This is a genomic window from Streptomyces sp. MGP-P1 (genome assembly GCF_057766565.1).
In genome coordinates, this window is record NZ_JBYMEM010000004.1 from 37,764 (window position 1) to 61,313 (window position 23,550).

Below are 23,550 nucleotides of genomic sequence, written 5' to 3' on the forward strand. Positions count from 1 at the left end.
ATCATGACCGGGTCCGCGACGGCCGGCATGCCTCAGTCGCGCCACGGGCGTCACTTGGCGTCCGCATACCGCTCCACCACCGCCGTCGTGAAGGGGAACCGCACCGGCGTCCGACCGAAGGCGGTCCGCCCGGCCAGCTCGCCCGCCGCGCGGATCGCCTCGGCGACGGCCCCGGTCTCCCCTGCCGGGCAGTGCACGATCACCTCGTCGTGCTGGAAGAACACCAACTGCGCCCGCAGCCCCTGCTCATGGAGCGTCCGGCGCAGCGCGGCCAGCAGCAGCAGCGCCCAGTCGGCCGCGCTGCCCTGCACCACGAAATTACGGGTGAAGCGCCCCCGGGCCCGTGCCGGACCGCCGTCCGGCGCGGCCCCGGAGCCCTCGGGACCCTCCTGGGGGAGGCCCGCCTCCTCGTCCTGCCCCGCCAACGCGAGCGGCGGGCTGGTCCGGCCCAGCCAGGTCCGCACCACCCGCCCCTCCTCGCCCGCCCGCGCCGCGTCGTCGACATAGGCGACGGCGAGCGGGAAGCGGCGGCGCAGGGCGGCCAGGTTCTTCAGCCCGTCCCCGGACGTCTGGCCGTAGATCGCCCCGAGCAGGGCCAGCTTGGCGTGGTCGCGGTCGCCGGAGAACGCCCGGTCGGACAGGGCCTTGTAGAGGTCGCCGTCGTGACCGGCCACCTCCATCAGGCCCCGGTCGCGGGAGATCGCCGCCAGCACCCGGGGCTCCATCTGGTCGGCGTCCGCGACGACGAGCCGCCAGCCCTCGTCGGCGACGACGGCCTGCCGGATCACCTTGGGGATCTGGAGGGCCCCGCCGCCATTGGTCGTCCAGCGACCGCTGACCGTGCCGCCCGGCTGGTACTCCGGGCGGAAGCGGCCCTCGCGCACCCAGTCCTGGAGCCAGGACCAGCCGTGCGCCGTCCAGATCCGGTACAGCTTCTTGTACGCGATCAGCGGCTCGACCGCCGGATGGTCCAGCTCCTCCAGCTCCCACCGCCGGGTCGACTTCACCGGGATGCCCGCCTGCGCGAACGCCTTCACCACATCGGCCGGCAGGTCGGGGCGGACCCTTCGGCCGAACGCCGCCGAGACCTCGTCCGCCAGCTCGGCGAGTCTGCGGGGCTCGCCGCCGCCCGCGTACCGCTCGCCCAGCAGCCCGTTCAGCAGCTCCCGGTGGACGTCGGCACGCCAGGGCAGCCCGGCCCGGTGCATCTCGGCGGCCACGAGCATCCCCGCCGACTCCGACGCGGTCAGCAGGCGCATCCGGTCCGGGTGCTCCGCCGCGTCGTGACGGCGCACCTGGTCCGCGTAGACCCGCAGGAGCCCCTCGAACGGCACCCCGGGGCCCGACGGCGGCTCGAAGAGGGAGGACTGAGCGCCCGGTTCGGCGGACCGGGCGGGCGGGTCCGGAGGCACGGGCGCGTTATCGAGCCGGGCCAGCGCGGCGGCGGCGGAACGCGGCTCGCCTAGCCGTCCGGCGTGCCCGAGCAGCAGCAGCTCGGCGCACTCGATGTCATAGCACCGCTCGACCCGGACCCCGGCGGCCAGCAGCCGGGGGTAGATCTCGGCGGTCGACCGCCACACCCAGCGCACCACGTCGGGCCGGGAGCGGACCGCCTCGACGAGGTCGGGCTCGGCGCGGACCGGCCCGGCGGGCATGCCGTCCGGGGCCAGCGGCGCGAGCAGCGCCCCGCCCCCGTCCGCAGCCGCCACCGCCCACCGTTCGGTCATGGGTGCGAGTCTGGCACCCGCCACTGACAGCGCCCCGGAGGCGGAGCGCGCCGTGCCGCCGGTGGGTCGTGCCGCCGATGGGCCGGCTCTCCCGCGCGCCGTGGCTCCCGCGCGCCGTGGCTCCGGTGCGCCGGCTCTCCCGCGCGCCGTGCCGCCGGTGCCTCGTGCCGCCGGTGGGCCGGGCCTCCCGCGGTCCGGGCCTCCCGTGCGCCGTGAAGGCTCCCGCTGCCGTTGCTTCGGGAGCAGGGGCGTGCGGGCCGTGCGGGAGCAGGGGCGTGCGGGCCGTGCGGGCGGTGCGCCTACCCTTGGCCGGATGGAATCGGTGATCGACCGGGCGTGCGCGGCGGCCCTCTACGTGGAGGGCGACGCCGCCCTCGACACCGGTGCCTCCCTGCTCGCCGCCGCCCCGGAGGCGGACGCGGAGGCGCACCGGCGCGGCGAGGAGTTCGTGCGCAGGGCGTGGGACCGGGGCTGGCACCCGGCCGACCTGGTCCGGTTCGTCCGCCACGGGCTGGACGAGCGGCGGGCGGCGCTGGCCGCGACCCTGATCGCCGCGGAGACCGCCCGGTACGCGGAGCTGCCGCCCCGCTGGCGGCAGCAGCTCGCCGAGCTGCCCGCCCCCGTGCCGCGCAACCGCCCGGACCGGTTCCGTTACGCGGGTGACCTGCTGGAGCTGTACCGGCTGCTGCTGCGGCTGCCCGCCATCGAGCCCGTGGGACCCCCGCCCGGCGCCGTCGCCGATCACCTGCACCGGCCGCCCGCCGCCGGCGAGCCCCGCATGCTCACCCGGATCCGGGCGCTGCTGGCGAAGGCGGAGGCGACCGGCTTCCCGGAGGAGGCCGAGGCGCTGACCACCAAGGCGCAGGAGCTGATGGCCCGGCACAGCATCGACGAGGCCCTCCTCGCCGCCCGGACGCACAGCCGCGAGACGCCGGGCGCCTGCCGGATCGGGGTGGAGCCCCCGTACGAGAGCGCCAAGGCGATCCTGCTCGACGCCGTCGCCTCCGCGAACCGCTGCCGGGCCGTGTGGAACGACGATCTCGGCTTCACCACGGTCGTCGGCTTCGAGCCGGACCTGGAGGCCGTCGAGCTGCTGTTCACCTCCCTGCTCGTGCAGGGAGCGGCCGCGATGACCCGGGCGGAGGCCGGTCAGCGCGCCGGAGGACGCAAGCGGACCAAGACCTTCCGGCAGGCGTTCTGGATGGGGTACGCCCAGCGGCTCGGTGGCCGGCTGGCCGACGGCGCCGAGCGGGTCACCGCGGCGGCGGACGGCGCCGACGCGGTCCCGGCCGGCGAGCTGCTGCCGGTGCTGGCCGCCCGGGACGTCGCGGTCACCGAAACCGCCGGGCGGATGTTCCCGAGGACCACGACGTCCCGGGTCCGCGGCGTCACCGACCTGGACGGCTGGACGCACGGCACCGAGGCCGCCGACCGGGCGCACACGGGCGGCGCACCCCACCGACCCGACGGCGAAATCATGTCCTAAGTCGAGCTTGTCCTGGATTACGCGGTTAGGCTCGGCCCATGAGCTGGCTCCGGGCGCTGAAGGAGACCGCCCGCTCGGGGCTGGAGATCGAGCGGCAGAGGCTGGAACCCCTCATCGCCCTGCGCGGTGCTGCCGGCCTCGCCCTCGTCGTCGGGGCCGGCCTCGTGATGTTCGGGCCGGAGATCGCGGCGAGCTCCGCGTTCGGCGCGTTCCAGGCGGCCCTCGCCACCTTCCAGCGCAGCTGGCGGCCCCGCCCCGTCCTCGCCCTCGTCTCCGGGGCGAGCCTCGCCGTGTCGACGTTCGTCGGCTACGTCAGCGGCGCGCACGTCGTGCTCTTCCTGTGCCTCCTCGGCGCCTGGACCTTCCTCGCCGGACTGGCCTGGGCGGCGGGCCCCACGGGCGGCATCATCGCCGCGTCCAACGTCGCGATCATGCTGGTGACGATCACCCTGCCCACCTCGGTCGTGGACGCCGCCGCCCACGCCGGGATGATCGCCGTCGGCGGGGTCGTGCAGGCGGCCCTCATCGTCCTCTTCCCGGTCCGCAGATGGGCGCCCAGCGCGACGCGCTCGCCGACGCCCTGGCCGCCGAGGCCGACTACGCCCGCCGCCTGCGGCTCGACCCGGTGGCCCCCTTCGACCCGCTGCCCCTGATGACCGCCCGCAGCGCCGCCGCCGTCACCCCTCGGGAGGCCCGCCGCCGCCCCGCCGAACTGCACGGGGCCCGGGGGGTCGCCGAGCGGCTGCGCCCGGTGCTCGCCTCGCTCGCGGACCCGGCGATGGGGGTGCCCGGCGACGGTCTCGAGCGGCTCTGGGTGAACGAGCTGCTGGGCGCGGCCGGATCGGTCCTGGACGCCGCCGCGCGCGCCGTCCGGCACGGCGAGCCCGTCCATCTCTCCGCCACCGACCTGGGCGTCCTGAAGACGCCCGACAACGATGTGATCCTCGTCGGCCCCGCCCGCCGCGCCGCCGACCGGCTCTCGGCGCTGCTCGACGACGTCCTGGAGATCGCCGAGGGCACGGGGACCGACAGCGGGGTCCCCTCCGGCCTCGCCCCGGACACCCGGCACCGGCCCACGCTGCTGAAGCTGGTCCCGGTGGTGTTGGCCTCGATGCGCCGCGAGCTGCACCACGGCTCGCCGATCCTGCGCCACGCCATCCGGGTCGCGGTGGTCGCCGTCTCCGGGTACTTCGTCGGCGAGGCCGTGCCGTTCGGCCACGGCTACTGGGCCCCGATGACCGCCGTCATGGTGATGCGGCCCGAGTTCTCGCAGACGTACGCCCGCGCGGCGGGACGCTTCGGCGGGACCCTGGTCGGCGTCGGGCTCGCCACCGCCGTCGTGCAGACCACCAGTCCCGACGCCCGGCTCTCCGCGCTCCTCGCGGTGATCTGCGCCTGGCTGATGTACCTGCTGATGCGCACCGGCTACGCGGTCGGCCAGGTCTGCGTCGCCGCGTACGTCGTCTTCCTGCTCGGCATGGCCGGCGACGACTGGTCCCAGACCGTCACCGAGCGCATCGTCCTGACGCTCGTCGGCGGACTCCTGGCGATGATCTCGTACGCCGTCTACCCGGCCTGGGAGACCCCGCGGCTGCGCGACCGGCTGGCCGAGTGGCTGGTGGCGGACGGGCGGTACGCGGCCACGGTCGTCGACCGGTACGCGGACCCCGCCTCCCGGGACGCCGAGGACGTCCGGGAGGCCCTGATCGCCACCCGGGAGGCGCGTGTGGCGTGGCAGGAGGCGCTGGCGACCGCCCAGCACGAACCCGTACGCCACCGGGGCATCTCCCGGGCCGCCGCGACCGACGCCCAGCACGCGCTGGCCCAGCTGGGCCGGTCCGCGATGGTGCTGGAGGCCCATCTGCCGGCCCGGTCGGCCGATCCGGTGCCCGGCGCCGCCCAGCTGGCCGAGGCGTTGCGCCGGGCCACCGAGAAGGGCGCCAGAGCGGTACGGGAGCGGCGGCTGCCCGACTGGCAGCCGGTGGTGGACGCGGTGGCCCACTGGGACATGCCCACCCCGACGGACGACGGCACGACGCCGATCGGCGACCCGGTCGTGCGCCGGGGCGCGGCGCTGCTCCTGGACGCGCTGGAGGAGTTCACCCGGGCCCTGGACGAGCGGGGCGGCTCCACCCGGGTCAGCAGCACGCTGGCCGAGGGCTGAGCGGCCCCCGGGCGGGCGTCAGGGCGCGGGGATCTCGGGCAGGTCCCCGAGGCCGGGGAGCGAGGGCATGCCGCTCGGCAGCTTGCCCGGGTCGGCCTTGGTGAGGGTGTCCTTGACGCCGCCGTCCCACGAGAGGACCAGCTTCGTGCCGTCCACGGAGTCGATCGCGCCCATCGTGCGGTCGGTGGAGCCGCCGGTGCACTTCAGCGCCAGCATCGGTTCGCCGCCCATGTCCTTCACATCGCCCTGGCACACGGATTGATCGGCGACCAGGGCGACCTTGCGGGCGCTGATGGACGCAGTGACGTTCTTGCCGTCCGTCTGCCCCACCCAGGTGCCCTCCAGTGCCGCGGCGTCCACGGCGCCGCTGCCCGCGGACTCCCCGGAACCGTCGCCGCCGCTCCCGGGCGTCGCGCTCGCCGCGGAATCCGCGCCGGAATCCTTGCCCGCGTCGCCGCCGCACGCGGTCAGCGCCAGTGCGGCGGCCAGAGCGGCGACCGCGACGGCGCCGGTGCGTAGAGACCTGGTCACGTGGAGTTCCCCCTTGCTGTGTTTCCGGTCGAAAGACCGCGCCACGTTACCAAGGTCCGCAGCGATCAACTCCCTTGAGCGGGAGCGAAATAGGCGTGCCGTTCGTCTCTCTTCCCGGAGGGCGCGGCCGGGGCGGAAAAGCCTGTAATCAAAGCAACACCCCGCGTGCACGTGCATCTGCTCATGCATTGGCATATGAACAGAGCTATGATCCGAGCTAGTTGACACTTGCACCTTGCAAATCGGGGAGCGTCCTGTGCACCACGTGTACAACGGCATGGCGGCCACAGAGCTTCGCGGAGTCGTCTGGCAGAAGAGCCGGCACAGCAACTCGCAGGGATCCTGTGTGGAGTTCGCGCGGCTGCCCGGAGGGAATGTGGCGATGCGGAACTCCCGCCACCCCGACGGGCCCGCCCTCGTCTATACGCCCGCGGAGATAGAGGCGCTGCTGCTCGGCGTCAAGGACGGCGAGTTCGACCATCTCGCCGCGGGCGCCTGACGCGGGGTCCGGCCCGTGACGGGCCGGACCTGAGCACTCACGAACCCGGCTTCGCGTTCTCCTGGAGCCGGAAAAGGGCCCAGACGACCTTGCCGTACAGCGGGCCCGAAGGCAGTTCTCCGAGCTGTACGGGAGAGGGGTGCCAGCCCCAGCTGTCGCTGACGCATTCCACCAGGAAGAGTCCGCGGCCCGATTCGGCCGAATCCGCCGCCTGGCCCGCCACCGGGCTCTCCCGGCTGGGGTCGCGCACGGCGCACACCAGTCGCGAGGTCCAGCGCATCAGGTGCAGTCGCACCGGCGGGTCCGTCAATTCCCGGGGCGGATCGCCGGGCAGCGCGTGGCGCAGGGCGTTGGTGACGAGTTCGGACACCACCAGGGCGACGTCGTCGAAACGGTCGCCCAGCTCCCATCGCTCCAGCGTCGACCGGGTGAACTTCCGTGCCCCGCCGACCGCTTCGTAGCGTGCGGGCAGAGCACAGGACGCCGATCCGGCAACCCCTGAGGGGTCGGTGGGGGGAAGCCCCTGCCGTAACGGCTCGAGCATCGTCGATCCATTCGTCCCCATACGAGGCACTCCCGGGATTCGCGGCTGTAGCGGCACTGCCTGTAGCGGTACTGCGGGGGGTACAGCGGCACAACACGAGCACGCAGGTGCGCGAGGACCATGGTTCCGAATGCGCAGGGCAGATGCAAGGGCAGATGCACGTGCACGCGCCGGACCTGCCCGATACCGTGGTGGTTCCGGGGTATTTCTTCCCGGGGTCAGTTTCGGGCGCTTCCTAAACGTCTTCCCATTTCCGTAATCGAATGAGTACGGGCTGAAGCGTTTTGGTGGCAGAATCCGGCAGTCGGGGTTGGGGGGCTCCGGGTGCCAGGGGAAGCGATGGGGAGGGTCGGGCCAGTGTCGGCAGGCGAGTCGAGTGGATCGGTGGTGCGGCGCATCCTCCTGGGCTCTCAGCTCAGGAGACTGCGGGAGTCGCGCGGAATCACCCGTGAGGCGGCCGGCTACTCGATCCGGGCCTCCGAATCGAAGATCAGCCGCATGGAGTTGGGACGGGTGAGCTTCAAGGCCAGGGACGTCGAGGACCTGCTCACGCTCTACGGAGTCGCGGACGAGGCGGAGCGCGACTCGCTCCTCGGTCTGGCCCGTGAGGCCAACGTGGCCGGCTGGTGGCACAGTTACGGAGACGTGCTGCCCGGCTGGTTCCAGACGTACATCGGCCTGGAGGGCGCCGCCTCTCTCATCCGTGTCTATGAAGTGCAGTTCGTGCACGGGCTGTTGCAGACCGAGGCGTATGCCCACGCCGTCGTCTCGCGCGGAATGCGCGGAGCCTCGCCCGCCGAGGTCGACCGCCGGGTGGCCCTGCGGCTGGAGCGCCAGAAGGCCCTCGTCTCGGAGCGCGCCCCGACGTTCCACGCCGTTCTCGACGAGGCGGCGCTGCGCCGCCCGTACGGTGAACGCGACGTCATGCGTGCCCAATTGCGGCATCTGATCGATATGTCGGAGCAGCCGAACATCACGCTCCAGGTCATGCCCTTCAGCCATGGCGGCCATGCCGGCGAGAGCGGATCGTTCACGATGCTGCGCTTCCCGGAATCCGATCTGTCGGACATTGTCTATTTGGAGCAGCTGACGAGCGCGCTCTATCTGGACAAGCCCGAGGAAGTCGCGCAGTACGAAAAGGCCATGGCGGGTCTCGCCCAGGACAGCCCCACGCCGGAAGACAGTCGGGATCTTCTGCGCGGTCTACTCCAACTGGCGTAATTTCTCGTTACGATGACGTCGCATCAGGAGTCTGCGAACGCCTGCAGTAAGGGATTGCATGTCCTTCTTCCATGAACTGGCCCACCAGTACATCGACGGCGAGTGGCTGACCGGTAGCGGCTCGTGGGACATCATCGATTTCAATCCCTACAACGGTGAGAAACTCGCCGCCGTCACCGTGGCCACCGCGCTGGAGGTCGACCGGGCCTACCGGGCCGCCGAGCGGGCCCAGCGGGAATGGGCCGCCGTCAATCCCTACGAGCGTCGCGCCGTCCTCGAACGCGCGCTCCGCGTCACCGGTGAGTGCGCGGAGGAGATCGTCGAGGCGATCATCGACGAACTGGGCGGCACCCGGCTGCGGGCCCAGTACGAGGTCCGGAGTGCGACCGAGTTCCTGCGCGAGGCGATCCGCCAGGCGCTGCGGCCCACCGGGCGGCTGCTGCCCGCCGTGGGGGACGGCCGGGAGAACCGGCTCTACCGGCTGCCCGTCGGTGTCGTGGGCGTCATCAGCGCCTTCAACTTCCCTTTCCTGGTGACGATGAAGTCCGTGGCCCCCGCCCTGGCGCTCGGCAACGCGGTCGTCGTGAAACCCCATCAGAACGCGCCCGTCGTGGGCGGCGGCCTGATAGCGAGGATCTTCGAGGACGCCGGGCTGCCGGCCGGGCTGCTCAACGTGGTGATCACCGACAGCGCCGAGATCGGCGACGCGTTCATCGAGCACCCCGTGCCCAAGGTGATCTCGTTCACCGGATCGGACCGCGTCGGCCGGCACATCGCCGCCACCGCGGCGGGCGCCTTCAAGCGGACCATCCTCGAACTGAGCGGGAACAGCGCGCTGGTGGTGCTGGAGGACGCCGACGTCGACTACGCGGTCCGGGCGGCCGTCTTCAGCCGCTTCCTGCACCAGGGGCAGGTCAGCATGGCGGCCAACCGGATCCTGGTGGACCGGTCGGTGGCGGCGGAGTTCACCGAACGGTTCACCGCCGAGGTGGCCGCCCTGAAGACCGGGGACCCGAGGGACCCGGAGACCCGGATCGGCCCCGTCATCAACGCCTTCCAGGCCGACGCGCTGGACGCCCTGGTGGCCCGGGCGGTCGCGGACGGCGCGACGGCGCTCGTGCGCGGCCGGACCGTCGGCAACGTCGTCGGCCCGACCGTCCTGACCGACCTCGCGGAGGACTCCCCGCTGCTTCGGCAGGAGATCCTCGGCCCGGTGGCCCTGCTGATGACGTTCGACGGCGAGGAGGAGGCCGTGCGGATCGTCAACGACAGCCCCTACGGGCTCAGCGGCGCGGTGCACACCCGGGACGCGGAGCGCGGCGTGAAGTTCGCGCAGCGGATCGTCACCGGGATGTTCCACGTCAACGACTCCACCGTGCAGGACGATCCGCTGGTCGCGTTCGGCGGCGAGAAGACGTCCGGGGTGGGACGGCTGAACGGCGAGGCCGTGGTCGAGGCGTTCACCACCCAGCGGTGGATGTCGATCCAGCACGGCCGCTCGGTCTTCCCGTTCTGACGGGGCCAGCCGCCTTCTGACGGGGTCAGCTGCTTCCTGAGGGAGCAGCTGCCTCCTGACGGGTCGGCCGCCTCCTGACGGGTCAGCCGCCTCCTGAGGGGGGCTGCCGCCTTCCTCAGTTCCCCGGCCCCCGGAACGTGGTGCGGTAGGCGCTCGGCGAGACGCCGAGCGCCGCGTGGAAGTGGTGGCGCAGATTGGCCGCCGTGCCGAGCCCGGCGCGGACGGCCACCTGCTCGACGGGCACGTCCGACTCCTCCAGCAACTCCCTGGCCAGTTCGATGCGTTGCCGGGTCAGCCAGTTCATGGGCGTCAGCCCGACCTCGTCCCGGAACCGGCGGGTGAAGTGCCGCACGCTCATCGACTCCCTGGCCGCCAGCTGCCCCAGCGTGATCGGGTCCTGGAGCCGGCGCAGCGCCCACGCACGGGCGGCCGAGGTCCCCGGAGCCGACCGCTCGGGCACCGGCCGGCGGATGTACTGGACCTGCCCGCCCTCGCGGTGGGGCGGCACGACCGTGCGCCGGGCCACGTCGTTCGCGACGGCGCTCCCGTGGTCGCGGCGGATCATGTGCAGGCACAGGTCGATCCCGGAGGCGCAGCCCGCCGAGGTCAGCACGGTCTCCCCGTCGGTGTAGAGCACGTCCGGGTCCAGCGCGACCCGGGGGAAGAGCCGGGCGAACAGCTCCGTGTACCGCCAGTGGGTCGTCGCCCGGTGCCCGTCGAGCAGTCCGGCCGAGGCCAGCACGAAGGCTCCGGTGCAGATCGAGGCCACCCGGGCGCCGGGCCGGATCAGCGCGAAGGCCTCCGCCAGCGGGGCCGGCAGCGCCGGCGTCCCCTGGACGTAGTCCTCGTACGAGGACAGGACGATCACGGTGTCGGCCTCGGCCAGCGCCTCGGGGCCGTGCGGGACGGCCACGGTGAAGTCGCCGTCCGTGCGCACGTCCCCGGGCGACAGGGAGCAGGTGGCGACCTCGTACAGCGGCTCGCCGTCCGCCGAGGCTCCCTGCCTGGCCTGGCCGAAGAGCTGGTGGACGATGCCCAGCTCGATGGGGAGCAGGACCTCGCGGGCGAGCACGGCGACGCGGTGCCGCCCGGGGTGGGTGAAGACCGTCATGGCCATATCCTTGCGCACCTGGTCCATCTGGACACTCGTGGGGACGGGGCCCGGTCGCGACGCTGAAGCCATGGCCCCTTCCACCTCGGCATCCCCGTACCCTCCGCTCTCCCGCCGGCCCTCCCGGATCCACCGCGCCTGGCTGGTGGCCGCCGTCGCGGGCGCGGCCATCGTCACGGCCGGGGCGTTCACCACCGTGCCGGGCCTGCTGGTGACGCCCCTGCACGAGGAGTACGCCTGGGAGCGCGGGCAGATCGCGCTCACCGCCTCGGTGAACATGGTGCTGTTCGGCCTCACCGCCCCGTTCGCGGCGGCGCTGATGGACCGCGTCGGGGCCCGCCGCGTCGTCATGGGTGCGCTGCTGCTGGTCGCCGCGGGGGCGCTGCTCACCGGCGTCATGACGCGGCCGTGGCAGCTGGTCGCGTACTGGGGCGTGCTGATCGGCCTCGGCAGCGGCTGCCTGACCATGACGTTCGCCGCCGGGATCACCGCCCGCTGGTTCGACCGGCGGCGCGGTCTGGTGACCGGTGCGCTCAGCTCCTCCAGCCACCTGGGCCAGCTGCTCTTCCTGCCCCTGCTGGCCTGGTCCGTCGGCCACTTCGGCTGGCGTCCGCCGGTGGTGACGCTGGCACTGGTGGCCCTGGTGGTCGCCGCCCTGGTATTCCCGCTGCTGCGCGACCACCCGGCGGACGTGGGCGTGAAGCCGTACGGGGCAACGGAGTTCGTCCCCCGCCCGCCCCCTGCCCCCGGAGCGGCCGCGCGGGCGCTGAGGGTGCTGCTGCGTGCGGCGCGCACCGGTCCGTTCTGGTTGCTCGCCGGGGTGTTCGCCCTCTGCGGGGCCTCCACCAACGGCATCATGTGGTCCAACTGGGCGCCCGCCGCGCACGATCACGGTATGCGGGCCACGGCGGCGGCCTCGCTGCTGTCCCTCGTCGGGGTCTTCTCCGCCCTCGGCGCGCTGCTGGCCGGCTGGCTGACCGACCGGTTCGACCCGCGCCGGCTGCTGACCGTCTGCTTCGCCGTCCGCGCGCTCACCCTGCTCGCGCTGCCCCTGGTGTTCACCTCCACGGTCACGGCCCCGATGCTGCTGTTCGCGGCGGTCTACGGACTCGTCGACGTCGCGACCGTGCCGCCCGTCATCGAGCTCGCCCGCCGCGTGTACGGGGACGATGGCCCCGTCGTCTTCGGCTGGACGAACGCCGCCCACCAGCTGGGGGCGGGCGCCTCGGCGTTCGGCGGGGCCACTGCGCGGGACGTCCTCGGCACGTACGACGGGGTGTGGGCCGCGCTGGCGGCCGGCTGCCTCGTCGCCGCACTGCTGGCCCAGGCCGTACGCGTGAGGGCACACCGACCGGCCGAACGCAAGCGGGCGGGCTACCCTAGTCAAAGTTGAATAGGAAGATGGGTGTTGGGTGTCATGTCCGCGATCCGACTGCTGGTCCTCGGCGCCGTCCGCATGCACGGCCGCGCACACGGCTATCAGGTCCGCAACGACCTGGAGTTCTGGGGCGCGCACGAGTGGTCCAACGCCAAGCCCGGGTCGATCTACCACGCCCTGAAGCAGATGGCGAAGCAGGGACTGCTCCTCGCGCACGAGACGGCCCCCTCCACGGCGGGCGGCCCGCCGCGCACCGAGTACGAGCTCACGGACGAGGGGCTGGCGGAGTGCCGCCGCCTGCTGCGTGACGCCATCCGCTTCTACGACCAGAACATGGACGTCCTCTCGGCGGCCGTCGGTTTCATCGTCGACCTGCCGCGGGCGGAGGCGGTCGCGCTGCTCAAGGAGCGGATCGAGGGCATCGAGAAGTGGCGCAGGGCGGTCACCGAGTACTACACCCCCGAGGAAGGCCCCGAATCCCTCGGCCACATCGGCGAGATCATGAACCTCTGGGTGCACTCGGCCGACAGCGGCGCGGAGTGGACCCGGGGTCTGATCGCCCGCATCGAGGGCGGCGCGTACACCTTCGCCGGGGAGGGCGACCCGTTCGTCGGTCTCCTCGCCGATGACGAGGAGAACCCGTACGCCACCGGTGTCCCCCACCCTGGGGACAACGACTAATCAAGTTTGACGAATGCGGGATCCGTGTTTACCTTCGACCTCCTAGTCAAGTTTGACTACAGGAGGGTACGGGAAACGTGACCGAAGCGATCGTCATGGACGGCGTGCACAAGCGGTACGGGGAGAAGAGCGCCCTGGACGGACTGGACCTGGCCGTCGGCAGCGGCACCGTGCACGGAGTGCTCGGCCCCAACGGGGCGGGCAAGACCACCGCCGTACGGATCATGTCGACGCTGCTGCGCCACGACGCGGGCCGGGTGACCGTGGCCGGCCTCGACGTCCGCGAACGGGCGGGCGAGGTGCGGCGCAGGATCGGGCTGCTCGGCCAGCACGCGGCGGTGGACGAGCAGCTCGGCGGGCGGCAGAACCTGGAGATGTTCGGGCGGCTGTACCACCTGGGCGCACGCCGGGCGGGCAGCCGGGCGGACGAGCTGCTGGAGCGGTTCGGCCTCGCGGACACCGGGCGCAAGGCCGTCAAGCAGTACAGCGGCGGCATGCGCAGGCGCCTCGACCTGGCCGCGTCGCTGATCACCGACCCGGACGTGCTGTTCCTGGACGAGCCGACGACCGGCCTCGACCCGCGCGGCCGGACCGAGGTGTGGGACGCGGTGCGGTCCCTGGTCGGCGGCGGCACCACCGTACTGCTGACCACGCAGTATCTGGAGGAGGCGGACCAGCTGGCCGACCGGATCTCCCTCATCGACGACGGTCGGGCGGTCGCCGAGGGCACCCCCGACGAGCTGAAGGCCCTCGTCGGCGGCGACCGGATCGACATCGTCCTGCGCGACGCGTCCCGGCTGGTGGAGGCGGGCGCCCTGCTCGGCGGCGCGGACCTGGTGCTGGACACCGACCGGCGGCGGATCGGCGCGCCCGCCCCGGACCGGATGGCGGCCCTGGCGCGGACGGTGCGGGTGCTGGAGGAGGCGGGGATCGAGGCGGAGGACATCGCGGTGCGCCGCCCCACCCTGGACGAGGTGTTCCTGTCGCTGACCGGCCGGCCCGCCGACGAACGGCGTGACGAGAAGGCGGCGAAGGCGGAGGAGACGGAGAAGGCGGAGGTGGCGGCATGAGCGCGGCGACGACGACGGCGCCAGGACCGGGCGGCGCGACCTCCCGGCTCGGCTGGGCCCTGGCCGACTCCTGGACGATGACCCGCCGCGAACTGGCGCACTGGGCCCGGCAGCCCGTCGCGGTCCTGGTCAACCTGGTCTTCCCGGTGATGCTGCTGCTGATGTTCACCTATCTGGTCGGCGGCGGCCGGGGCGTGGACGGCGACCCCACGGAGTTCCTGGTCCCCGGGATGCTCGCGCTGACCATGGCCTTCGGCCTGGAGAGCACGATGCTCGCGGTCACCCAGGACCTCGGCAAGGGCGTCATCGACCGCTTCCGCTCGATGCCGATGGTCCCCGGCGCCGTCCTGGTCGGCCGCAGCGCCGCGGACATGCTCCAGTCGACGGCCGCGCTCGCGGTGATGACCGGGGTCGGTTACGCCGTCGGCTGGCGCTGGCACCACGGGGCCGCCGCCGCGCTGGGGGCGTTCGGGCTGCTGCTCCTGCTGCGGTTCGCGATGCTCTGGGTCGGCATCCTGCTGGCCATGGTGGCGGGGCGGCCGGAGATGGTCGCGGCGGTCCAGATCCTCGTCTGGCCGGTCGGCTTCCTCTCCAACGCCTTCGCCACCCCCGCGTCGATGCCGGGCTGGCTGGGCGCGGTGGTCGAGTGGAACCCGATGTCCGCCACGGCCACCGCCGTACGGGAGTTGTTCGGCAACCCGGGAGGCGCGACCGGCTCCTGGGCGGCCGAGCACGCCCAACTGCTCGCGGTGCTCTGGCCGGTGGCCATCATCGCGGTGTTCTTCCCCCTGGCCGTGGCCAAGTTCGCGCGCCTCAGCCGGTAGCGGAGCTCCGGGTGGCGCCGGTGGCCGCGCTCAGTGATGGAAGGCCGTCGAGGCCTTTCGGTCATGGCTCAACGGGTGCTTCTGGGAACGCAGTTCGGGAAGCAACTGCTTCAGGTCCTCGACCAGCAGCTCGGCCAGATCCGAGGAGAACCCGTTGCGGCACACCACCCGCAGCACGGAGAGGTCCTGCCGGTTGGCGGGGAAGGTGTACGCGGGCACCAGCCAGCCGTGCTCCCGCAGCCGGCGGGACACGTCGAACACGTCGTACGCGCGCACGTCCGCGTCGGTCGTGAAGGCGAACACCGGCAGCTCGTCGCCCCGGGTGAGGAGCCGGAAGTCGCCCAGCTCCTCCACCGCGCGGGCCAGAGCGTACGCCACGTCCCGGGAGGCCTGCTGGACCGCGCGGTAGCCCTCGTGCCCGAGGCGCAGGAACGTGTAGTACTGCGCGACCACCTGCGCCCCGGGCCGGGAGAAGTTCAGCGCGAACGTCGGCATGTCGCCGCCCAGGTAGTTGACCCGCAGGACCAGCTCCTCGGGCAGCGCGTCCGCCGTCCGCCACAGCGCCCAGCCGACCCCCGGGTAGACGAGGCCGTACTTGTGCCCCGAGGTGTTGATCGACGCCACCCTCGGCAGCCGGAAGTCCCACACCAGGTCCGGGTCGAGGAAGGGCGCCACCATCGCGCCCGACGCCCCGTCCACATGGACCGCGACGTCGAGACCGGTCCGCTCCTGGAGGGCGTCCAGGGCCGCGCACAGCTCGGCGATCGGCTCGTAGGACCCGTCGAAGGTGGAGCCGAGGACGCCGACGACCCCGATGGTGTTCTCGTCGCACAGCTCGGCGGCGGCCGCCGGGTCGAGGTGGAACCGCTCGCCCTCCATCGGGACGAGCCGGGCCTCCACCTCCCAGAAATCGCAGAACTTCTCCCAGCAGACCTGCACGTTGACGCCCATCACCAGATTGGGCCGGGCCGTCGCCGGATAGCGGTCGGCGTTCCGCTTCGCCCAGCGCCGCTTCAGGGCGAGCCCCGCGAGCATGCACGCCTCGCTCGACCCGGTGGTCGAACACCCCACGGTGGCCCTCGGATCGGGCGCGTTCCACAGGTCGGCGAGCATCGCCACACAGCGCCGCTCCAGCTCGGCCGTGCGCGGGTACTCGTCCTTGTCGATCATGTTCTTGTCCCGGCACTCACCCATCAGGACGCCGGCCTGCGGCTCCATCCACGTGGTGACGAACGTGGCGAGGTTGAGCCGGGAGTTGCCGTCGAGCATCAGCTCGTCGTGGACCAGCCGGTACGCCGTCGACGGCGGCAACGGCCCGTAGGGCAGCCGGTGCCGGGGCGGCGCGGTGTTCATCGCGGCCGTCGGGTCGGCCTCGCCGAAGAAGGGGTTCAGGGCGAGCCTGCGCCGCTCGTTCGAGGGTTCGTCCTGTTCCGGGTGGGCACCGCGGTGGAGCGGCATGGTGGAGGCCCTTCTCTCGGCCGAAGCGGTCGGGGTGCGGGGTCGGCTCTCGGTCCGGGGTCAGCTCTCGGCGGCCAGGCCCGCCTTGATCGCCCGGGTGAACTTCACGACCCGTTCGGCCTGCACCCGGGCGGCGGTCAGGGTCTGCTCGCCGACCGGGATGTCGCCCTGCCCGGAGACGTGGGAGGTGCCGTACGGGTTGCCGTCCACGAACTTCGAGGGGTCGGTGTACCCGGGGGTGACGAGGATGCCGCCGAAGTGGTGGATCGTGTTGTAGAGCGCGAGCAGCGTGGACTCCTGGCCGCCGTGGGTGGTGGAGCTGGAGGTGAAGCCGCTGTAGACCTTGTCGGCGAGCTGCCCCGCCTGCCACATCCCGCCGAGCGTGTCGATGAACTGCTTCAGCTGGGCGGTGACGTTCCCGTACCGGGTCGGCGAACCGAAGATCACCGCGTCCGCCCACGCCATGTCGTCCTGCGAGACCTCGGGGATGTCCGCGGTCGCGGTCACGTTCTCGGCCCACGCCGGGTTGGAGTCGATGGCCGCCTGCGGGGCGAGCTCCGCCGCCCGGCGCAGCCGCACCCGCGCCCCGGCCCGCTCCGCGTCCCCGGCCATCGCCTTCGCGATCGCGGCGACGGTGCCGGTGGAGGAGTAGTAGACGACGGCGACGTTGACGGGCGTGGGCATGCGAGGGACCTCCGTCGGAGCAGGGTCGGTACAAGATGGCTCAAAAGCACACGCAGCAGACGATACGGAGGTTCTCCGCGTCCGGCGCGTCGGACGGGCATCTCCACGGCCAAGGGCATCGCCCCCTCAGCGCAGCGGCTTCCCGTCCTCGTCCAACTGCATCTGGGCCCGTCCGGTGACCAGCAGCCAGGCGGGCAGGGTGGCGGCGCACAGCAGCGGCAGCACGGACGTGTCGCTCACCAGCACCGCCGCCGTGAACAGGCTCACCCAGCCCTGCCGGGTGACGGCCAGCAGCACGCCCAGTACCGCACAGGACACCGCGAGCGACGGCGGGACCGCGTCGACCAGCGCGTGGGCGCAGAGCCCCAGCGACACCCCCGCGAAGACCGCCGGGAAGATCCGACCGCCCCGGAAGCCGCAGGACGCCGCGATGACGAGGGCGGCCGTCTTCACCACCGCCATCCCCGCGAACTCCCCGGCCGACCAGCCGTCCGGGTCCCCGGCGAGCGCCTTCACCTCGTCGAGCCCCTTGAAGAGGGTGAGGTGGCCGCCCAGCGCGCCGAGCAGCCCCAGCACCAGCCCGCCGACCGTCAGGGTGAGCACCGGGTACCGCAGCGCCGTGAAGGCCCGGTGGGCCACCGGGAAGGCGTACACCGCGAGCAGACCGAGGAGAGCGCCGGCCGAGGCGATCAGCAGGGCGGAGAGCAGATCGCCCCAGTGCGGTCCCGCGTACGCCGGGAGGGACAGGTCGAAGCTGGGTTGCGCGATCAGCGACATGGTCAGCGCGCCCGCCGTACCGGCCGCGAGCGGGGCGAACAGCCGGTCCCAGAACGCCCCGGGGCCCGGCTGCGAGGCCAGCGTCTCGGAGAGGATCAGCGCGGCGGCGACCGGGGTCCCGAAGAGGGCGCCGATGGTCCCGGCGGCGGCGAGCGACACCCACAGCTCGCCGGGCGCCCCGGGCGCGAACCGCCGGCCGAGCCAGAAGGCCAGCGCGATGTTGGCCGCGGTGATCGGGTTCTCCGGCCCGAGGCTCACCCCGCCCGCCAGCGCCAGGGTGGTCACCAGGAGCAGTCCGGGCACGATGCCGGGCCTCATCGGCGCGTCCACCAGGCCGGTGGTGGCCGGATCGGGCCCGCCGTGACCGGGCACGGTCCGCAGGACGAGCCCCACCGCGAGACCGGTCGCGGTGAGCATCACGATCATCCACAGCGAGGAGAACCGCCCCACCCCGAGCGCGTCGGGCAGGGTCTCCCAGAGCACGCCCTGGAGCCCCTCCGCCAGCAGGCTCACCCCCAGCAGGATCAGCGCGCAGGCGACGCCGACGGCGATCGCGGGCAGCACGAGCGGCAGCAGCCGCCGGGCCGGGGCGGCCGGAGGGTGCGGGGGAGCCGACGGGGGTGCGGGGGATTCGGGGGCCACCGGCTCACCCTAGAGGGGCGAACCAGACAAAACGCCTCAATGGCGGCCCCAACGGTCCCGCGTCTCGCCCGGTCCGTGCCCGCGCCCCGTCAGTCCGAAGACCTCGCCGATGACCTGGGTCACCCGATGGCCGGGTGCGTCGTTCGTGGTGACGACCAGCACGTCCGTGGGGGCGGCCCGACCACCGCCGAAATCCTCAATGCCCGTGTTTGTGGCACCTCCTGTGAGCGGCTTCGGACCGTTCCGCACGATGCGCACTCCCGCTGTGCGCCACTGGAACCAAGGGCACCGGCCGGGCGTTGATAGCTTGGGGCAGCCACAGAGCCGCCATCGCACACCATCCTGGAGCCCGGACCCTTGAATACGCTTGCGCTCGGACCGAGCTGGCTGGACCCGGACTATCTGCTCAACACGTTCGGGCTCCCCGGCCTGCTCCTCATCGTCTTCGCCGAGTCCGGCCTCCTGATCGGGTTCTTCCTGCCCGGCGACTCGCTGCTGTTCACCACGGGGCTGCTGGTGACCACGGGCCAGCTGAAGTACCCGCTCTGGCTCGTCTGCACGCTGGTCGCCGTCGCCGCGATCGTCGGCGACCAGGTGGGCTATCTCTTCGGCCGCAAGGTCGGCCCGGCCCTCTTCAAGCGCCCCGACTCCCGCCTCTTCAAGCAGGAGAACGTGGAGAAGGCCCACGAGTTCTTCGAGAAGCACGGCCCGAAGTCCCTGGTCCTGGCGCGCTTCGTGCCCATCGTGCGCACCTTCACGCCGATCATCGCGGGCGTCAGCCGGATGAACTACCGCTCCTTCATCACGTACAACATCGTCGGCGCGATCCTCTGGGGCGTCGGCGTCACCGTGCTCGGCGCGATGCTCGGCAAGATCGACTTCGTGCACGAGCACATCGAGATGATCCTCATCCTGATCGTGCTCATCTCCGTGGTGCCGATCGTGGTCGAGGTGCTGCGGGCCCGCAGCCAGGGCAAGAAGGCCGCCGCGGCCGAGGCACGGGCGGGCGGCGGCTCCGGCCTCCCCCCGGCGGGCGGCAACGGCCCCTCCACCGGCCAGCGAGGCCGGCACGCCAAGCGCTGACCTCACGCCGCGTACGCACGCACCGAAGGCGCCCCTCCCCGCAGATCCGGGGGAGGGGCGCCTTCGTCGTACGGGCACGGGCACGGGCACGAGGTACGAGGTACGAGGTACGGGTAGCGCGTCCGCGCGCTCAGAACCCCCGGGTCCGCTTCGCCGCCCGGCGGCTCGCCCCGCCGACCGCGCCGGGCGCCCCCATGAACAGCCGCGAGATCTCACTCCCCAGGTTCACCCCGATCGCGATGGCCAGGGCCGTCGCGACCGCCGTCGACAGCGAGGCCAGCCCCGTGTCCAGCTCGTTCTGCGCCACGCCCAGCAGACCGAAGTACGTCGCCGAACCGGGCAGCAGCGGCCCGATCGCCGCCGTGATGTACGGCAGCGAGGAATGGAACCGGTAGCGCGAGAACAACTGGCCGAACAGTCCCACGAGACCGGCCGCCACCGCCGTCGCCGCGACCGGCGAGATGCCCCCGGTCCGGGCCAGCGCCCCGAAGATGATCCAGGCCACTCCGCCGTTCAGGGTGACCGCCAGCACGGTGGAGCGCTCCTGCTGGAGCAGCACCGCGAAGGCCAGGCTCAGCGCCATCGACGCCAGGATCTGGATCACCGGCTCGTTGTACGGCGTGAACCGCGCCTCCGGATTGAGCTGGGCTCCCAGCTGCAACCCCAGGTACAGGACGACCAGCACGCCCGCGACGATCCCGATGAAGAAGTACATGACTTCGAGCAGCCGGGCCGAGGCGGTGATGTAGTAACCGGTGAGCCCGTCCTGCACCCCCGCCACCAGCGCCCGCCCCGGCAGCAGCGCGAACAGCCCACCGGTGATCACCGCGGACGGCCGGATGTCCGTCGAATGGGTCAGCGTCAGCGCCACCCCCATCGCGGCGGGCGGCATCGCGGCCACCGTGAACTGGTAGAACTCCGGCAGCCCGCGCCCGGCGCACAGCCACGCGAGACGGTCGCCGAGCATCGCGCCCGCCGCCGCCACGACGAACACGAGGAACCCGCCACCGACCAGCACGGAGGCCGAACCGGCCAGCAGCCCGGCGGCAGCCGTCAGCACCCAGCCCGGATACGGGTGGCGATTACGGCGGATCTCCGCGAGCCGCCGGTAGGCCTCCTCCAACGAGATCTCGGTGTCCGTGCTGGTGATGTCGTCGACCAGCCGGAACACGGCCGCCAGACGGGTGTAGTCGGTGCCCCGGCGGCGTACCGTACGGCTCGCCGTCACCGGGTCGTCGACCAGCGACGGCTGGTGCGAGATGGACAGCAGCGTGAACGTGACCGTCGGCTCGCTGCGGTCGAGACCGTAGGACCGGGTCACCGCGAACATCGCCGCCTCGACGTCCTCGGCGCCCTCGCCGCCCGCCAGCAGCAGCTCCCCGATACGCAGCGTCAGGTCGAGCACGCGCGGCACGGCGGGACCCGTCTCGTCGTCGGTCCGCTGGATCGCCTCCGTGGCCGGACGCTCGGTCACCGGCATCCGCAGCATCGTGCGCATCCGGTCCTGCCAGGGCGCCTCCTTGGTCAGCCTGACCATCGGAATGCCCTGCGCCGGAGTGAACGCGGGCGGCGACTGCTGGGCGTTGTACGCGCTCGGCGGGGTGAAAGCGGAACTCAGCGTGTCGGAGTTCGAACCGCCCCCGGAGCCGCCGCCCGGACCGGCCGCACCGGACTGCTCCTGGTGCACACCGGTCGGCAGCGCGAACTCCGACGTCGGATGGTCCTCCTCGGGCGGCGACGCCGGATGACTCGTCCCCGCGGGCGGGGCGAAAGCGCTCCGCGCCTCGTCGGACTGGGGCTTCTGGTCCTCAGGACCGCCCAATTCCGCCACCACTCGACCTCGTTCCTCCTCGACCGCACAACCCGGGGTGTCTGTCCCGTCGCACGTCTGCCCAGTATGGCCACGGGCATGGGCCCCGCACGCGCGGAAGTGCGGACAGCGAAACGGGCGGCACACCCGTGAAGGTGTACCGCCCGTTCCGAGACGGCCGCCCGGCTCACAAACGGAACCGGAAGAGGGACGTCAGTGCGCGCCGCCCTGCGCCTCAAGACGCTTGTACGAGGCCTCGATCTCGGCCTCCGCCTCGGTACGGCCGACCCAGTCGGCGCCCTCGACGGACTTGCCGGGCTCCAGGTCCTTGTAGACCTCGAAGAAGTGCTGGATCTCCAGGCGGTCGAACTCCGACACGTGGTGGATGTCGCGCAGGTGCTCCACCCGCGGGTCGGACGCCGGGACGCAGAGCAGCTTGTCGTCGCCGCCCGCCTCGTCGGTCATCCGGAACATACCGATGGCGCGGCACTTGATGAGGCAACCGGGGAAGGTCGGCTCGTCCAGAATGACCAGCGCGTCCAGCGGGTCGCCGTCCTCGCCGAGGGTGTTCTCGACGAAGCCGTAGTCGGCCGGGTAGCTGGTCGAGGTGAAGAGTCGACGGTCCAGACGGATCCGACCGGTCTCGTGGTCCACCTCGTACTTGTTCCGCGAACCCTTCGGGATCTCGATGGTGACGTCGAACTCCACGGGTGGCTCCTCCATGATCAACACATACGACTGGTGATTAAGTGTCCCCCACGCAGAAGAGTGCTCGCGAAAGGGGCTGGTCAACGGTGGCCGAGCCGGTGGAAAGACCGTCGTTGCGCCCGTCGGACCCGTGGGGCAGGCTGAAGGTCCTGAAGAACAGACACAACGGGTCGTACACCTGGCAGGTCATCGCAGGCTCCGCAACGCTCGGCCTGGTCGTCGCTGCCGGCGCCGTCCTCGCCGCCGGCCCCTGGGACAACGGTCAGCGTAAGGCCGAGCGGGCACTGGCAGTCACCGCGGACCGAACAGGTGGCGCACATCACGGCCGCCCGACGCCCGACGGCCCCCGCCCGGCCCCCAGCGCCCCGGCCGTCCTCCCGGCCCTCGGCACCGCCACGCACGACGCCCCGAGGGACGCCGCCGCGCTCCGCGACACCCTCGCCCCGCTCATCGGCGCGCCCGGACTCGGCGACAGGGTCGCCGCGTCCGTCATCGACACCGCCACCGGCAAGCAGCTGTACGGAACCGGCGCCACCGCCCCGATGACCCCGGCCTCCACCATCAAGATCGCCACCACCGCCGCCGCGCTCTCCGTCCTGGGTCCCGACCACCGCATCGCCACCACCGCCGCGCTCTCCCCCGACGCGGCCACCCTCACCCTCGTCGGCGGCGGCGACCCCACGCTGAGCAGGGCGGCCCTGCGCTCGATGGCCGCCGACGCGGCGAAGGCCCTCCGCGAGGACGACGGGGACGAAGGCGATGACCCGGCGGGCCCGGTACGCCTCACGTACGACATCTCCCGCTACACCGGCCCCGTGCTCCACCCGATCAGCCCCAACGACAACATCGCCCCCGTCACCGCCCTCATGGTCAACGAGGGTCGCCTGAACGACACGGACCGCGGCCCCGCCAAGCGCACCGAAGACCCCGCCGGCGACGCCGCCCGCGCCTTCGCCGCACAGTTGGAGAAGGCCGGCGTCGACGTCACCGGCGCCCCCCGCGAGGCCCGCCCGGCCGACGGGGCCCGCACCGTCGCCACCCACCGCTCGGCCCCGCTCGCCGCCCTCGTCGAGCGCACCCTCACCAACAGCGACAACGACATCGCCGAGGCACTCGCCCGGCAGACCGCCATCGCCAAGGGCGAGAGCGCCGACTTCGCCGGAGCCCGCCGCGCCGTCACCAACGAACTGAGGAAGCTGGGAGTCCCGGTGACCGGGGCCCACCTCGCCGACGGCAGCGGTCTCGACCGCGCGGGCCGGGTCACCCCCGCTCTCCTCACCACCCTCCTGGCCCGCGCGGCCGACCCCGACCGCCCCGGACTGCGCCCGGTCCTCACCGGCCTCCCGATCGCCGGATTCAGCGGCACCCTCGGAGACCGCTACGGGGACGGCTCCGAAGGCACCGGCCTGATCCGCGCCAAGACCGGCACCCTCAGCCGCGTCAACTCCCTCGCCGGAACCGTGGTCGATCCCCGGGGCCGCCTGCTGGCCTTCGCCTTCCTCGCCTCCGGCAGCCGCTCCGCGACCGAGGCCGAACCAGCCCTCGACGCCCTGGCCACCGCTCTCGCCCGCCCGGCGGCCGAGTAACCCCCGAAGAGCGGTGCAAGACCCCACCACCGGGCGACGGGCTCACGTAC

Annotated in this window: 19 protein-coding genes and 2 pseudogenes; 11 read left to right on the forward strand and 10 right to left on the reverse strand. The window is 72.6% G+C overall.

The features are described from left to right. Positions 1-50: 50 nt before the first annotated feature. On the reverse strand, positions 51-1,727 hold the full coding sequence (locus tag AC3CH1_RS07905; RefSeq protein ID WP_488462267.1) for a bifunctional 3'-5' exonuclease/DNA polymerase: 1,677 nt from the start codon (positions 1,725-1,727) through the stop codon (positions 51-53). Between the two features lie 313 nt (positions 1,728-2,040). Here AC3CH1_RS07905 and AC3CH1_RS07910 point away from each other — a divergent pair, with 313 nt between their 5' ends. Continuing rightward, positions 2,041-3,213: a DUF2786 domain-containing protein gene (locus tag AC3CH1_RS07910; RefSeq protein ID WP_488462268.1), complete on the forward strand. Its 1,173-nt coding sequence runs from the start codon at positions 2,041-2,043 to the stop codon at positions 3,211-3,213. Between the two features lie 38 nt (positions 3,214-3,251). Continuing rightward, a pseudogene (locus tag AC3CH1_RS07915) lies at positions 3,252-5,377 on the forward strand (FUSC family protein). 18 nt (positions 5,378-5,395) lie between these two features. On the opposite strand, the gene AC3CH1_RS07920 reads toward AC3CH1_RS07915, so the two are convergent. Then, positions 5,396-5,908, reverse strand: coding sequence for a hypothetical protein (locus AC3CH1_RS07920; RefSeq protein ID WP_488462269.1), 513 nt, complete (start codon positions 5,906-5,908; stop codon positions 5,396-5,398). Positions 5,909-6,164: 256 nt separating this feature from the next. Between AC3CH1_RS07920 and AC3CH1_RS07925 the strand changes: the two genes are divergently transcribed. Further along, positions 6,165-6,407, forward strand: coding sequence for a DUF397 domain-containing protein (locus AC3CH1_RS07925; protein ID WP_003968242.1), 243 nt, complete (start codon positions 6,165-6,167; stop codon positions 6,405-6,407). 37 nt (positions 6,408-6,444) lie between these two features. Here the strand turns inward: AC3CH1_RS07925 and AC3CH1_RS07930 are convergent, their stop codons facing one another. Then, the gene (locus AC3CH1_RS07930; protein ID WP_488462270.1) at positions 6,445-6,951 is read right to left on the reverse strand and encodes an ATP-binding protein; all 507 of its coding nucleotides are present in this window, start codon (positions 6,949-6,951) and stop codon (positions 6,445-6,447) included. Between the two features lie 357 nt (positions 6,952-7,308). Between AC3CH1_RS07930 and AC3CH1_RS07935 the strand changes: the two genes are divergently transcribed. Together AC3CH1_RS07935 and AC3CH1_RS07940 are read left to right on the forward strand one after the other, a co-directional pair. Next, positions 7,309-8,172 carry a helix-turn-helix domain-containing protein gene (locus AC3CH1_RS07935; protein WP_361880610.1) on the forward strand — a complete coding sequence of 288 codons (864 nt, stop codon included), beginning with the start codon at positions 7,309-7,311 and terminating at the stop codon, positions 8,170-8,172. 58 nt (positions 8,173-8,230) lie between these two features. Beyond that, positions 8,231-9,688, forward strand: a complete 1,458-nt coding sequence (locus tag AC3CH1_RS07940; protein ID WP_488462271.1) for an aldehyde dehydrogenase family protein — start codon at positions 8,231-8,233, stop codon at positions 9,686-9,688. Between the two features lie 115 nt (positions 9,689-9,803). Here the strand turns inward: AC3CH1_RS07940 and AC3CH1_RS07945 are convergent, their stop codons facing one another. Continuing rightward, entirely contained in the window at positions 9,804-10,805 is a 1,002-nt protein-coding gene (locus AC3CH1_RS07945; RefSeq protein ID WP_488462457.1) for a GlxA family transcriptional regulator, read from the reverse strand. A gap of 64 nt (positions 10,806-10,869) precedes the next feature. Between AC3CH1_RS07945 and AC3CH1_RS07950 the strand changes: the two genes are divergently transcribed. From AC3CH1_RS07950 to AC3CH1_RS07965, 4 genes are all read left to right on the forward strand, one after another. Further along, complete coding sequence (locus tag AC3CH1_RS07950) at positions 10,870-12,192, forward strand: MFS transporter (protein ID WP_488462272.1); 1,323 nt, start codon at positions 10,870-10,872, stop codon at positions 12,190-12,192. Between the two features lie 24 nt (positions 12,193-12,216). Further along, positions 12,217-12,858, forward strand: coding sequence for a PadR family transcriptional regulator (locus tag AC3CH1_RS07955; RefSeq protein WP_488462273.1), 642 nt, complete (start codon positions 12,217-12,219; stop codon positions 12,856-12,858). 77 nt (positions 12,859-12,935) lie between these two features. Beyond that, positions 12,936-13,928: an ATP-binding cassette domain-containing protein gene (locus AC3CH1_RS07960; RefSeq protein WP_488462274.1), complete on the forward strand. Its 993-nt coding sequence runs from the start codon at positions 12,936-12,938 to the stop codon at positions 13,926-13,928. Further along, positions 13,925-14,752, forward strand: coding sequence for an ABC transporter permease (locus AC3CH1_RS07965; protein WP_488462275.1), 828 nt, complete (start codon positions 13,925-13,927; stop codon positions 14,750-14,752). Before AC3CH1_RS07960 ends, AC3CH1_RS07965 begins: the two co-directional genes overlap by 4 nt. A gap of 30 nt (positions 14,753-14,782) precedes the next feature. On the opposite strand, the gene gad is transcribed toward AC3CH1_RS07965, so the two are convergent. The 4 genes and pseudogenes from gad to AC3CH1_RS07985 form a co-directional block, all read right to left on the reverse strand. Continuing rightward, complete coding sequence (gad, locus tag AC3CH1_RS07970) at positions 14,783-16,210, reverse strand: glutamate decarboxylase (RefSeq protein ID WP_488462276.1); 1,428 nt, start codon at positions 16,208-16,210, stop codon at positions 14,783-14,785. 60 nt (positions 16,211-16,270) lie between these two features. Beyond that, on the reverse strand, positions 16,271-16,894 hold the full coding sequence (gene wrbA, locus AC3CH1_RS07975; RefSeq protein ID WP_488462277.1) for an NAD(P)H:quinone oxidoreductase: 624 nt from the start codon (positions 16,892-16,894) through the stop codon (positions 16,271-16,273). Between the two features lie 126 nt (positions 16,895-17,020). Beyond that, positions 17,021-18,313 (reverse strand): ion channel protein, encoded by a 1,293-nt coding sequence (locus AC3CH1_RS07980; protein ID WP_488462278.1) that lies wholly within the window; start codon positions 18,311-18,313, stop codon positions 17,021-17,023. A gap of 66 nt (positions 18,314-18,379) precedes the next feature. Beyond that, positions 18,380-18,562: pseudogene (locus AC3CH1_RS07985) on the reverse strand (hypothetical protein); the annotation flags it as partial. Between the two features lie 108 nt (positions 18,563-18,670). Between AC3CH1_RS07985 and AC3CH1_RS07990 the strand changes: the two are divergent. Further along, positions 18,671-19,396 carry a DedA family protein gene (locus tag AC3CH1_RS07990; RefSeq protein WP_488462279.1) on the forward strand — a complete coding sequence of 242 codons (726 nt, stop codon included), beginning with the start codon at positions 18,671-18,673 and terminating at the stop codon, positions 19,394-19,396. A gap of 130 nt (positions 19,397-19,526) precedes the next feature. Here the strand turns inward: AC3CH1_RS07990 and AC3CH1_RS07995 are convergent, their stop codons facing one another. After that, positions 19,527-21,230, reverse strand: a complete 1,704-nt coding sequence (locus AC3CH1_RS07995) for a threonine/serine exporter family protein (protein WP_488462280.1) — start codon at positions 21,228-21,230, stop codon at positions 19,527-19,529. 189 nt (positions 21,231-21,419) lie between these two features. Continuing rightward, positions 21,420-21,914 (reverse strand): inorganic diphosphatase, encoded by a 495-nt coding sequence (locus tag AC3CH1_RS08000; protein WP_018959738.1) that lies wholly within the window; start codon positions 21,912-21,914, stop codon positions 21,420-21,422. A gap of 86 nt (positions 21,915-22,000) precedes the next feature. Here AC3CH1_RS08000 and dacB point away from each other — a divergent pair, with 86 nt between their 5' ends. Next, the gene (gene dacB, locus AC3CH1_RS08005; protein ID WP_488462281.1) at positions 22,001-23,500 is read left to right on the forward strand and encodes a D-alanyl-D-alanine carboxypeptidase/D-alanyl-D-alanine endopeptidase; all 1,500 of its coding nucleotides are present in this window, start codon (positions 22,001-22,003) and stop codon (positions 23,498-23,500) included. Positions 23,501-23,550 lie beyond the last annotated feature (50 nt).

What these genes read in the sequence shown, in the direction of transcription:
- AC3CH1_RS07910 (WP_488462268.1), top strand. Translation starts at nt 2,041, where the DNA reads ATGGAATCGGTGATCGACCGGGCGTGCGCGGCGGCCCTCTACGTGGAG.
- gad (WP_488462276.1), bottom strand. Translation starts at nt 16,210, where the DNA reads ATGCCGCTCCACCGCGGTGCCCACCCGGAACAGGACGAACCCTCGAAC.
- AC3CH1_RS07950 (WP_488462272.1), top strand. Translation starts at nt 10,870, where the DNA reads ATGGCCCCTTCCACCTCGGCATCCCCGTACCCTCCGCTCTCCCGCCGG.
- AC3CH1_RS07940 (WP_488462271.1), top strand. Translation starts at nt 8,231, where the DNA reads ATGTCCTTCTTCCATGAACTGGCCCACCAGTACATCGACGGCGAGTGG.
- AC3CH1_RS07930 (WP_488462270.1), bottom strand. Translation starts at nt 6,951, where the DNA reads ATGCTCGAGCCGTTACGGCAGGGGCTTCCCCCCACCGACCCCTCAGGG.
- wrbA (WP_488462277.1), bottom strand. Translation starts at nt 16,894, where the DNA reads ATGCCCACGCCCGTCAACGTCGCCGTCGTCTACTACTCCTCCACCGGC.
- AC3CH1_RS07905 (WP_488462267.1), bottom strand. Translation starts at nt 1,727, where the DNA reads ATGACCGAACGGTGGGCGGTGGCGGCTGCGGACGGGGGCGGGGCGCTG.
- AC3CH1_RS07955 (WP_488462273.1), top strand. Translation starts at nt 12,217, where the DNA reads ATGTCCGCGATCCGACTGCTGGTCCTCGGCGCCGTCCGCATGCACGGC.
- AC3CH1_RS07945 (WP_488462457.1), bottom strand. Translation starts at nt 10,805, where the DNA reads ATGGCCATGACGGTCTTCACCCACCCCGGGCGGCACCGCGTCGCCGTG.
- AC3CH1_RS07965 (WP_488462275.1), top strand. Translation starts at nt 13,925, where the DNA reads ATGAGCGCGGCGACGACGACGGCGCCAGGACCGGGCGGCGCGACCTCC.